Source organism: Fibrobacter sp. UWB1 (assembly GCF_002210325.1).
Classification (GTDB): domain Bacteria; phylum Fibrobacterota; class Fibrobacteria; order Fibrobacterales; family Fibrobacteraceae; genus Fibrobacter.
In genome coordinates this window covers 70023-81853 of sequence record NZ_MWQL01000005.1, presented here as the reverse complement: position 1 = coordinate 81853, position 11831 = coordinate 70023, and the positions used below count along the sequence as shown (strand labels likewise).

The 11831-nt window shown below is 50.7% G+C and carries 12 protein-coding genes; 2 read left to right on the top strand and 10 right to left on the bottom strand.

Going from position 1 to position 11831, the window contains the following annotated elements; all coding sequences use genetic code 11:
- Positions 1-26: 26 nt before the first annotated feature.
- Positions 27-824, bottom strand: coding sequence for a hypothetical protein (locus B7988_RS05830; RefSeq protein ID WP_249268873.1), 798 nt, complete (start codon positions 822-824; stop codon positions 27-29).
- Positions 821-1486 (bottom strand): YkgJ family cysteine cluster protein, encoded by a 666-nt coding sequence (locus B7988_RS05825; RefSeq protein ID WP_249268872.1) that lies wholly within the window; start codon positions 1484-1486, stop codon positions 821-823. Before B7988_RS05825 ends, B7988_RS05830 begins: the two co-directional genes overlap by 4 nt.
- Positions 1487-1748: 262 nt before the next feature.
- On the opposite strand from B7988_RS05825, the gene B7988_RS05820 reads away from it, so the two are divergent.
- Together B7988_RS05820 and B7988_RS05815 are read left to right on the top strand one after the other, a co-directional pair.
- Positions 1749-3152, top strand: coding sequence for a hypothetical protein (locus B7988_RS05820; RefSeq protein WP_088657184.1), 1404 nt, complete (start codon positions 1749-1751; stop codon positions 3150-3152).
- Positions 3153-3155: 3 nt separating this feature from the next.
- Positions 3156-4406, top strand: a complete 1251-nt coding sequence (locus B7988_RS05815) for a hypothetical protein (protein WP_088657183.1) — start codon at positions 3156-3158, stop codon at positions 4404-4406.
- 118 nt (positions 4407-4524) lie between these two features.
- Here B7988_RS05815 and B7988_RS05810 read toward each other — a convergent pair whose 3' ends face one another.
- From B7988_RS05810 to nirJ2, 8 genes are all read right to left on the bottom strand, one after another.
- Complete coding sequence (locus tag B7988_RS05810) at positions 4525-5178, bottom strand: hypothetical protein (RefSeq protein WP_088657182.1); 654 nt, start codon at positions 5176-5178, stop codon at positions 4525-4527.
- Between the two features lie 10 nt (positions 5179-5188).
- Complete coding sequence (locus tag B7988_RS05805) at positions 5189-5824, bottom strand: OmpA family protein (RefSeq protein WP_073322093.1); 636 nt, start codon at positions 5822-5824, stop codon at positions 5189-5191.
- 2 nt (positions 5825-5826) lie between these two features.
- Positions 5827-7566, bottom strand: a complete 1740-nt coding sequence (locus B7988_RS05800; RefSeq protein WP_088657181.1) for a fimbrial protein — start codon at positions 7564-7566, stop codon at positions 5827-5829.
- Between the two features lie 16 nt (positions 7567-7582).
- Positions 7583-8491, bottom strand: a complete 909-nt coding sequence (locus B7988_RS05795) for a hypothetical protein (protein WP_088657180.1) — start codon at positions 8489-8491, stop codon at positions 7583-7585.
- 13 nt (positions 8492-8504) lie between these two features.
- Positions 8505-9152: a hypothetical protein gene (locus tag B7988_RS05790; RefSeq protein ID WP_249268871.1), complete on the bottom strand. Its 648-nt coding sequence runs from the start codon at positions 9150-9152 to the stop codon at positions 8505-8507.
- A gap of 74 nt (positions 9153-9226) precedes the next feature.
- On the bottom strand, positions 9227-9928 hold the full coding sequence (locus B7988_RS05785; RefSeq protein WP_249268870.1) for a hypothetical protein: 702 nt from the start codon (positions 9926-9928) through the stop codon (positions 9227-9229).
- Positions 9929-10206: 278 nt separating this feature from the next.
- Positions 10207-10701, bottom strand: coding sequence for a tRNA adenosine(34) deaminase TadA (gene tadA, locus B7988_RS05780; RefSeq protein ID WP_088657179.1), 495 nt, complete (start codon positions 10699-10701; stop codon positions 10207-10209).
- Between the two features lie 118 nt (positions 10702-10819).
- Complete coding sequence (nirJ2, locus tag B7988_RS05775; protein ID WP_088657178.1) at positions 10820-11812, bottom strand: putative heme d1 biosynthesis radical SAM protein NirJ2; 993 nt, start codon at positions 11810-11812, stop codon at positions 10820-10822.
- Positions 11813-11831: the final 19 nt, after the last annotated feature.

Here is an 11831-nt window from a genome sequence, read left to right as displayed (position 1 = left end):
CGAAATCTGAAATCAGAATTCCGAATTTACAATTCCCCGTGACGGCGCATTTTGCGGATATTCAGCGGAAGCACATGATTGTGCCAGTGGATCCATTCGTCGTAATAGATGTACTGGCGTTCGCGACGTCTAAAGTTGCGCCCATGAACAATGCGACGACCGTTCTTGATTTCAACAGGAATCGCGATATGCAAGCATTCATGGTACACCACACCGGCCACGGCATACTCCGGGCAGTTGGCGGCATCGTAGCCCTTGCTGATGCTAATCAGGTGGAATTCTTCGCCGGTCACAGGATCTTGACGGACCGAATGGAAGCTGAGCCCGCCTATGCGATTACTCCACGTGATACGGCAAGTTAGTTTGTCTTCAAAATAAGTGCTGTTGATGGCGGCAAGCACATCGTTCAGGTTATGATACTTGCCCTGCGGCTTTATAGGCGGAAGCCTTCCCTTGCTCGACAAGGATTCATCGCCGCGGTCAGCCAAAATTTGCTCGACAAGAGTCCAAAAACGGCTCACCAAGTCCTTGATAATCGCCTTGTTCTTTGCCGTCTTGCGTTTTACAGCGTGTTCTGCCCACTCGGCAGCCAATTCTCGCGCTGGCGCAAACTCAGGGTCTTTCATGTAGGCGGGCAAAATCACTTCGGGGTGGCCAAACAGCACTCCCCCCTTGCAGCGGATGCTCTTCTTGAGTTGCGTATTGTACTTGAAATGCACCAATCCGTTCTGCGAAACCGATGCCGGAACTTTCGGCTTCGCCGGTTCCTTGGGAGCATCGGTATTGTTCCCGAACAGATCAAGTTGCAATCCGAACAAATTCATTTTTCGCCAATCAGACCTTCAAAGCGGTTCACAGCCAAGAGTCCGCCAAAGTAGCTTTCGGGCAAATCCAGCAACGAATAATGTTCCGAGATTCCGTACACGGCATCTTCGATGCTATCCGGCAAGTAAACAATGTAGCTATCGTTTTCGGGCGTCTGCAAATGCTCCGGAGTGCAAAACTTCGGGTCTGTTTCGCTAAAATACATCCGACAAGACACCGGACGCAACGGATACACCGTACAATCGCCCTTCTTGTCCGAAAACGGGCACGGATTCCAGGCGCTAAAATAATCGTGCAGGGCCTTGTCCTCGGCGTAATCGTCCAAATCCATTTGGGCAGGCACCGCCCCCTCGGCGCGGCGCGTCTCAAAAAATTTGCTGAACAGCGATGACCTTACCTGGCACGCCTCCATAATATCGAGCAAGTCATTCCGCCCCCGGAGGTCGCAATACAATGTCACCAGTTCAAAAGGTTCTACCGACATGGGGTAATGATGGCAGCAATTTCCGCAAGCGGGCCTACACTGGATCGGGCGCGGCTGCTGCGGCAAAACCGCATCCAAATACTCCGAAAAAAGCCGGTGATATTCGCGGGTGAACTCCATAACCTTAGGGAGTTCCTGCAGCAAGTTATCGGGTCCTATCGCAGATTCGCGGCCCATAGACGCCGCAATGGCATCTAAGCGATCCCTTTCCTCCCTCAAAAGGGTTGCAAGTCGCATTTCGGCCAAGCGAAAAGCCTTTGTCGGAAAATACTCTCGATAAGATTCCATACTACAAAGATAGATATTTTACCAAATTATGAAAAACAAGCCCTAAAAACCCGCGTTTATCGAAAGAATTTCAAAAAGCCTCACAAAAAACAGATAATAGATGTCTTTTTGTAAGAATAATGTTATCTTTTGGGAAAATGGGAAAAGTGTAATGAAAAACGTACGTAAATCCAAATTTTTATGGGCTTCGGCATTTATAATTTCTTTGGGGATTGCCGGATGCAACATCTTTAACCCGACTGAAAGCATCAACATCAAGGACAACGACGCGGAAGCCCTCACCTACGAAGGCTACAAGAAGATCCGCAACAACGAATACTCCGAAGCCGAGTATTATTTCAACAAGGCCATTGCCGCCGACTCCAACTATTCCCAGGCCTGGTTCGGACTCATGAAGGCGACACTGAACCGCATGTTGAACGGCACCCAGGAAACCAACGTGTTTTCGCTTCTTGCCTACGTAAACGCCAGCCGCGATTCCAAGGTTCCTTTCTCGGGAATGTCTGACGAAACTGCAGCACAACTCCAGACCACCATTGATTCCGTAAACGTCATTGCAGACCAGTTTATCAAGCGCGACAAGGCCGGACAAACCGACAGCATTGTTACCTATAAGTCCTTTTCCGAAGGCTACATGGTTCTCCAGATGATGAAAACCATGCTCGTGCTGCGCAAAACGACGGCCGGCATGAACGGCTGCTCCCTGCAAAAGAACCAGGACAATTCCTGCGACATGGCTTCCGTCTTGAACAATCTTAAGAACGACCCGGCCGAAACCGTGGAATCATTCAACGCAGTCTTCAAGACATGCGAAGAAAGTCCCGAAAGCATGACCAAGATGTTCGACAGCTACCTGCAAGGTTTTGACAACTTGAAAGAAGACGCCCAGCACACTGCAGTGAGCAGCATGTGCGGCGCTTTGGCCAAGGAAACCGAAGATGCCAAGAATAACGAGGACCAGCAAGCCAAGACTTTGAACATCATCATCGGCCAGTTCGGCTATAGCGACATTATAGATGACGATGGAGACGGTTGCGTCGATGAAGAAATCTACGACGGCGAAGACAACGACGGCGATGGAGAAATTGACGAAGACGTGAGCGACAAGACAAACGAAATCGTATACGACAACGATATAATTCTTAAAAACGTTACCGCCGGAAAGACCGCCATCAGAGATCTCCGTGTTGTCAAGAAAGCCGGTCCGAACGAAAAATATACGACCGTCGATATCGACATGAACGGCATAATCATCGCCAACGGCAAAAACGAGGCTGAAAAAGACCGTGAGCTCGAAAATGAATGGAAATTTGTCCACCCCAAATACCAAGATCGCGTAGCCTCTGACGACCATCGCTTTGTTTTTGCAGCCGGCCTAGGTTTCAACCCGCAAAAACTGCCCTTCGAAGAGTTTATTGCATACAAGAGAGCCGTAGCAAAGGACACCCATTATCCCCCCTCCTACAATCTTGAATTCCGAAAGAAGTACATTGGCGGATGCTGGGCAAACTATAACGAGCAGCGCTTTATGAAGTGGTTTGAAGGGAGGAACTAAGCGATGAAAAAAATTCTGTTTTTCTTGATTTTAGCACTTGTAGTCGCCTCTTTCGCAGCCAAGGCCCCGACGCACCATTCCCTGCGTGCCGAAGCCATGGGTAACGCTCACGTAGCCCTCGTCGACGACAAGGAAGCAATCTACTTCAACTACGCAGGCTTGAGCCAGATTAACCGTTTGGGCAACTTCGAAAAGCGTCCAGAACAAGGTTACTACCCCCGCAACTTTTTGGGCGACATGCGCTTGAACTTGGGAGGTGCAGGTCCGTTCGAAACCTACTTTTCGACCTACAGCGTGGCAAAGGACTTGCAGAAAATTTACAAGAACGCAAGAAACTACGCCAACGATAATGGTCTGAGCCAGTCCAACGTACTCTTGGACACTCTCGCCGCTCACCCCGAACTGGTCCACAAGCTGAACAATTACGATCACAAGTACCTGACCATGAAAATCAAGATGGATGCCGAAATGGCGTTCCACGGATTCGGCGGTGCAATCTGGGTTGACGGTAACGTCGCGCCTTACCTGGACGGAGGCCTTATTCTTCCGTTCCTCGCTATCGATACCTTCTACGTCGACGGCGTGGCCCAGGCGGGTGTTTCTTACGGATTCACAAACAACCTCTCTGTCGGTTTGGGCGTCAAGATGGCCAAGCGTCAGAAAGTCGAAATGATTACTGTAGACGTGCTGAACTACGACGCTCTGCAAGATACCCTTGAAGACCGCTACCACGATGTCACCGACAACATTTTTGACTTCAAATCCGTTTCTGCCGGTATCGATTTGGGCGTACTCTACCAGCTCACCCGTGAATTCAGAGTCGGCGCATCTCTTCGTGACGTCTACTTTAAAGAACTGGCTGGCGACAAAATCACGCCGAACTTTACCGCAGGTTTCAACTACAGTCCCCGATTCTTCAACAAGAACACCGGTTACGCCCGTAAGTTCAATATCGCTTGCGACTATGCCGACGCATTCAGCAGCGAAAGGAACTACAAGGTATTCTCACACCTGAACATGGGTCTTGAAGTCGAGCAGAACTTGCTTGCATGGCCGGGCTACAACAACGAAATCCGAGCCCTCGCCCTACGCCTTTCGGGTGGTTTCAAGGGCGGCTACCCCTCTGCCGGTTTCGCCATAGAAGCGCTCCGATTCATTACGGTCGAATTCGCTACTTGGGCTGAAGAACTCGGTTATTACACCGGCCAGGACGAAGAACGTATCTACATGGGCCAGCTGAGTATCGGATTTTAATAAATTCGGAGTTCAGAATTCGGAGTTCAGAATTTCTTTCAGGCGGCTTCGCCGCGATTATTTAAAATCTTAATTATGAATTTTGAAATTCATAATTCAAAAAAATAGAGCGCAAGCTCTATTTTTTTTCTTGGGGGACGAGACGTTCCACGATACGGAACAAGTCGTTATAGATTTCGAGGAAGTCTTCGATCCAGATCGGGTCGCGTTCGCCCACCACATGGAAGGTTTCTTCAAGCGTATGCAAGGCATTGTACGGTCCAACCAGGCTTCCGGCTGGCTGCACCGAGCCGTGATACAAGTCGGTAGCCACCAAGCGGGCTCGGAAACTACGCCTTAAGCGGGCAATGAGCGCCGTACGAAGCGACAAGAGTTCTTCATGAGCCTGTAAAAGTTTACCTTCGCGAATCCAGCCTTCAACCAGAGTCAAGCGGCGAATCGTCGATTCACGTTCCGTAGAAGGTACAAGCTGGCGTTTTTCAAGCAGGGTCTGCTTCAATTTGGCAGACATGCCCAAAAGCATTTCAGCATTCCAGAAAACCATGGGGTTTTCGGAGAATCGTTCAGACGAATCGACACGCGGCGTATGCGTTTTGATCCAACGATCCAATTTATCGGCCACCATGTTCGCTTCAGGGAGCCTATCGACCGCCAGGTATTCTCCGGCACGGTTCAGCAGGTTTTCGGCATAGACCATACGCCAATGGGGCAGCTTCCCACTCTTGCGGATAGCATCGATTCCCGTACGCAATGTTTCCAAGCGTTCCTGCATAAAGGCCTTATTACTCCTTCGACATTTTCTGGAGCGGGGTCACACCGATTTCTACGCGGCGGTTCAGGCGGCGGTGTTCTTCGCTGTCGTTGGGGTACTTGGGCATGTGTTCGCCAAAGCCCGCGGCAAAGAGCCTGTCGGGCGGAAACCCCTGCGCAATCAAAGTCTTGACCACGTTCACGGCGCGTTCGGTAGAAAGGTTCCAGTTGGTATAAGTCTTGGACTTCACCGGAGTATCGTCAGTAAAGCCACTCACCATAATCACATCCGTAGAATCAAGAGCTTCCAGAAGGCCCTTGCTAATGCCGCGAATCACGCCCTCGCCCTCTTTGGTAAGGTCTGCACCGTTAATCGGAAATAAGAACGAAGCCTGAATCTGAATCTTGCCGTCTTCGAGAGCAATGAGCCCCGCCTCGATAGAAGTCTGCAGGCTCTTGGACAAAAGCGCGTTGCGTTCAGCCGCAATTTTTCGCATCTGTTCCTGGCAGCTGAGCACTTCTTCTTCGGTACGCGTCAGGTCTTCAGCCTTCTGTTCCTTAAGGGTTGCCATGGCCACAAACGCAAGGATGAACAACGAAACCAGGGCAACACCCAAGTCCGTGTACGCCATCCAAGGATTGCTGTTTTCGTCTTTCTTGAAGCGCATGCTTAGCCCTCGACCTTAGGCTGCTGAACGGCAGAACGTTGAGTCTGTTCCAAAACTTCGAGCAAGATTTCCTGCGTCTTGACGGCGTTTTCCATAAGCACTTCGCTGGCGCGTTCGTGGAAGGCCTCCAGAGACTGGTTGAGGTGTTCCACAAAGCTTTCTTCTTCGTCGCGTTCGGCGGTATCGCCAGAGAGCTTTTCGAGAATCGTTTCGAGGCCAGCACGCAGCATTTCGAGGTTCGCGCTGAGTTCGGACTGGTTCACGCGCATGAGTTCCGCGGTTTCCACGATGTTGCCGCCCAGGGCGTCGGTTGCTTCCTTTTCCTTGACCACGCGGTTGTCAATGCTTTCGGTGAGAGCCTTCTGAGCTTCAAGCAGCACGGCAGAAGTTTCGGAAAGTTTCTGGAATGCGCCGAGAATATCCGAAGAAAGAGCAGAAAGTTTTTCGGCAACAGAATTGCTGAGTTCGGCAGAACCGGCCTGAGCCTTTTCGGCCACCTGCAAAGCCACATTCTTGAGGGTTTCGAGGCCTTCTTTCTGGCTGTCCACGTTTTTGAGCGTTTCGGCAGAAAGGCGTTCCATGAAGGATTTCCACTGTTCGTCGGACTGCTTGACCTGATCAGCCACGGCAGCAGCAATATTTTTCGTCGAATCGTTCATGGCCGATTCCGTTGCCGAAGCAACGCCATCGAGGCCCGCCTTCACATCGGAAGCGACCTTGGCAAGAGCCGTTTCCACGTTTCCGGATACGCCTTCGAGAGAACTCTTGAGCGTCGTAGAAATACCGTTCAACTTTTCGTCAAGCTTGCCCGGTATCGATTCCACAGAAGCAGAAAGTGTCTTGATGTTCTGTTCCATCGGAGTGAATGCGCCCGACAGAGAATCCTTGACCGAGGGGCCCAGGTTTTCGACAGCCTTGTTCATGTTCTGAGAGACATTGGCCAAGGATTCGTTCAACTTCGAAGTCATCGCGGAAAGTTCATCGCCTACCATGGAGACAACGCCCGAGAGTCCTTCCTTGACAGAAGACGCGACAACAGAGAGATTCTTTTCGACAGAATCAAACAGGCGTTCGAGTTCCGTCTGGGCTTGAGCTTCTTCGCTGCCATCGCCGGCAGCACCCTGCAAGTCAAGCGTCAGGGCATCGAGGCGCGCGACAAACGTGTCGCGGGCAGAAACCATCATGTTGCGGCTAGCATTCAAAATCAAGGCAGCAAACAAGCCACAAAGGCTAGTACCGAAAATGCCTTTCATGTTCTGGAACAACAGCTGAATGGTATCGAGCGTGCCCTGCGTCGTGGAATTGTCAATTGCACCGCCGGCAGTTGCCACTGAATACATAAGACCAAAGAACGTACCCATCAAGCCAAGCAGAATCACTGTACCGCCGGCGCTCTTCGGGACCGCAATTTCAACACTGTTCGAAAGCACTTCATATGCCATCGAGGAATCGAGGCGAATGTTTTTGGCAAGCAGATTACGGGCAAGAGCGACACGCTTTGCAACCACACCGTCACCGCTCACATAGCCACCACGCTTTTCGCAGGTTTCCAGGATATCAGTTTCAACGGCAATCTGCTTCACCGTCTTGAGGGCAACAAGTTGTTCTCCGATAAACACGGCAAAAATGGCAGCCATAATAACCCAGCCAAAAAGTGGTGCGCCAAAATAGAAGGCAGCAATCACCAGGGCAAGGAGTCCCACAATGGTAAGCGCTAAAATGATTTGGAATGCATTTTTCATTTCATACCTGCATCTTTTAGGACCTCGAAGGGCCCGTTGTTTCAAACAAATTCAATTGACCGCGCGAGAATCCGCGCAAGAACAAAGCCCACTTGCTCTGGTACCATTCAATAATCTGAAGGGTAAGCCCGCGGGCATAATCACAAAAGTCATCGGTAAAGGCGAGAAACCCGTTTTCATAAGCGTAATGCGGATTCCAGAAACGGCCCACGTTACGCGCACAAGAAGCAGCCGAGCTGTAGTAATGCGGCGGATTCTTGGTGTTGAAGGCAGCGGCAAAACGTTTCTTGGCAAGCGTGTTCAACGAACTACGCAGCGAAACGACCATGGAGTTTTCTTTATCGCGGAGCGACGCTTCCAAACTGGGGAGCAGTTTGGAAACCGCATCCACGGCGCTTTCGGAATACCAATACTTGCACAACTTTTCCTGCAACTGCATCACGCGCCCGTGCATGCGGACGAACAACGGTTCGGCGTCGCTTACCAGCAGGTGAATCGTCGCCGAATAGAAAGCGTTGATATCCTGCTTGTTGTTCTTGACGGTCAACGCCCAGCCCTTTTCTTCGTCGTGATGCAGGAAGTCGCCCCCTTCCAAGAGCATTCGCATCACCTCGTCTGTTGAAAAGCGCTGCATCCACTTGGTACGGAATTCGTCGTAGAGTTTGTTCGCATCGGCCTTGATCTGCGGGAAGCTGGAATCTGCTAACTTCCACGCCGTTTCGCTGTAAGAAATCAGTTCCGTCGTCCCCACGTTTACCGCAGGATCGTTCAGCATCGCATCCAAGTGTTCATGCAACACAATCGACCAGGTCACCATCATCGACTGAGAAAGTGTCGCCACCATCGTCGAGCGGTTTGGGCATACCGATAGACGGACGCTATTGCCCGTCATCTTGCGTATGGACCTGCGAAAAGCTTCTTGCACTTAAATCAACCTCTTAGAAAGCGGTTTCTATACGATGCCAAATATTCCTGTTCACACGCTTGCCCTGTGCGGCAAGTTCTTCTGCTTCATTGCGCACGTCAGCTTCAAGGTTATCCTTGATCAAGCTCTTGTCGCCATCAAACTTTCCACCGGGTTCAAGATAAAGGCCGTAAACGTTGTCGCTGATCTTGGTATCGGCAGAGACAACCTGCCCCGCACGAATCGAAAGTGCGAAACGGTTGCGCACGAATTCACAACGAGCCAAGAAAACTTCGGGCACATCGTCAATCCAGAGGCCGTAGTAGTTGTTCACGAACTTCACGTTTTCAAAAATACCCTTGGAACGGAATACCGTATTGCGGAAGGCATTTTCAATAATCAAGTTCTTGATTTCAAACGGACGGTTGGCCGATACAAAATGAACACCGTTCCAACTCTTGACGGAATCGGCGCTTTTGAAGACCACGGGAGCAGCATCGGTACCGATAATCTTTACCGATCCACGGAACATGAGCTTTGCGTATTCACCCATCAAGACCGTAACACCCGGTTCAATTTCCAGGGTATCTTTTGCAGAGAAAACAGCCCCCTGTTCCAACAAGTAAGGGCTATCCGCCACCACTAGTTTTACCTTGCCATTTTCAATTGGCGGAAAGGGCATCTCCCCTGCCACCGCGACACAGGCAAACAAAAGCGACGTTAAGGCTACCCCCGACCATTTTTTAATGCCTAAAATCAAAATTCACTCCTCAGCTTGATTTTCTGAATCACATGCATATCGGGAATCACGTTGTCAGCGACAATGTCGTTAACGCTCAGGTCGCCAGACAATTCCATTTTCACACTCGAAATTGCACCATGCGTCATATCGAACAGGATTGTACCTGTACCCACGATAAAGCCCTTGCTTTCCATGCGCAAGTCAGAGGTCGAATCAGCAAGTTCCTTGTACTTGATGTTCATGCCAATCTTGGCCATCTGGACACCATCATGAACGTAATGGTCTTCGAGCGTAAAGGACTTGTAGACCATCGTCTTTTTAGACGTACCCGGTATTTCAACCTGGCGGTCCCAAGTTTCGCCAAGCTTGACCGGCTTGCCTGGCAAAAGCGGCTGCACCTTGAGGAAAATACGGATAAGGTCCAAGGCCTCTGTCCCGAGCATCACGGAATCTTCAATGACTGCATCGCGGATATCGCCATCTTTAGCCATTTTGAACTGGAAATGTTCGGTAGACATGTAGCGTTCCATGCTGCTGAATTCTTCGACCGTACGTTTGTCGGACTTGTAGTCCACAGAGTCGATTTTGAGCTGGAACTTGGCAGAACCATCATCGTACGCGGTCAAAAGCGAATTGGTCGCACGGACATTGAGGTGCGTATTCATCGCTTCGGGCGTTCCGGACACAGAATCTGTCGTCGGAAGGATCGCGTTCAAGGAAGATTCGAGGAAATAGGTCTGCTGTGGAGCATTATGAGTGTTGAACGAGAGAGTAAATTCGTTCCCGTCGCAAGCACAAAGGACAAAAAGAGCGCTAGCGCTCGTAAAAAGCTTTAAGAAATTCATACTATGAATATAGTAATTCGGAATTCAGAATTCGGATTTCAGAGTTAAAACAACTAGGATTTCGGAATCTGGAGTTCAAGTTCCAAAACAATCCGAAAAACAAGGTTCTGGGTTAAAATAATTCCGAATTCACAAATCTGAATTCTGAATTAATTTTCCCCTTTGTTGCCGCTATCGCCTTTTTCAAGGCGCATTTTCTGGAAAAAGGCCTTCAAAAGGCCTAGACATTCGTCGGCGAGCACTCCGCCCACAACTTCGACCTCGCGCTTGAGGGCGTTGTTCGAGATTACGTCGATAGTCGTGCCGCAACCGCCAAAGCGGGTATCCGGAGAGCCGTAGACCACACGGCTGATTCGGCTGTTCAAAATGGCGCCTGCACACATGGGGCAAGGCTCCAGCGTTACATACAAAGTACAACCGTCCAGACGCCAATTTTCAAGGCTGCTCGCGGCAGTCCCGATGGACAAGATTTCGGCGTGGGCCGTAGCGTCCTTGAGCATCTCGATCTGGTTATGCCCTTTACCGATGACTACCCCATCTTTCACGATAACGCAACCGATGGGAATTTCCTTCTCATCGAAAGCCTTTTCGGCCTCACGTAGCGCCATGCGCATATAACGTTCGTCTTCGTTCGTATTATCCATGTTGACGTGATTCGTGTTTTGTGGTTTATGTAACTACGCCACAATGTGTAGTGTGTAATGTGAAGTGTGAAATTAGATATCAATCATTCCACATCACACATTTCACATCGCACACTGTTTACTTAATCCCTCTCCCGTAGGCGCAGTAGGAGTCTTCCTGCATGTAGTCGCCGTCATGATAGTAAGCGGCGCGGGCGCGGCAACCGCCGCAGCGGTCATTGAACTTGCACTTGCCGCAGGCACCGGAGTACGCCTTGGTGCGGAGTTTCTTGAACACCTCGGCGTTCGCCCAGATTTCGTCGAACGGCGTATCGTGAACATCACCCGCTTCTTCCATCATGTAGGCGCAGGGGCGCACCTTACCGATGGGGCTTACGATGCAGTAGTCGATACCGGCGAGGCATCCACGGCTGTAACGTGTCTTGATGTCCAATTGGTCTGCGATGCGCAGGAACTGCGGGGCGCAGGTCGGCTTCACGGGGATACCGAGCGTGCGGCTCTTTTCCATAATCTTGCGGAGCAGACCCTCGTATTCAGCAACGCGGAGCGCGTGCCCTTCGATTTCCTTGCCGCGTCCCACGGGAATCAGGAAGAAAATCTGGTGGTTCACCGCGCCAATTTCCTTGACCCAGTCCATGATGTCAAAAATCTCGCTCTGGTTCCAGTCCATAATCGTCGTGTGAATCTGGAACGGGAGGCCCGCCGCCTTGCAGTTCTCGATGCCCATCATCGTGAGTTCAAAGGCGTTCGGGAGCCCGCGAAAGTCGTTATGGCGCTTAGGGTCGATACTGTCGATGCTGATGCCCATGGCCATCGCACCGACCTTCTTGAGTTCAAAAGCCAGGTCGTGCGTAATGAGCGTACCGTTGGTACCGAACACCGGGCGAAGCCCCTTGCTCGAGGCATGCGCGACCAGTTCCACAATATCCGGGCGGGTCATGGGCTCGCCGCCACTAAAGATCATAATCTTGAATCCCGCCTTCGCGATTTCGTCAATCAGCTTGAGGGCCTCCGGCGTCGTGAGTTCGGCAGCCTTGTTTTCGCCCGCGTCCTGGTAGCAGTGCTTACAGGTCAGGTTACACTTGTTGGTGGTCATCCAAGATACAATCATTTAAATCCTCATTAATTTC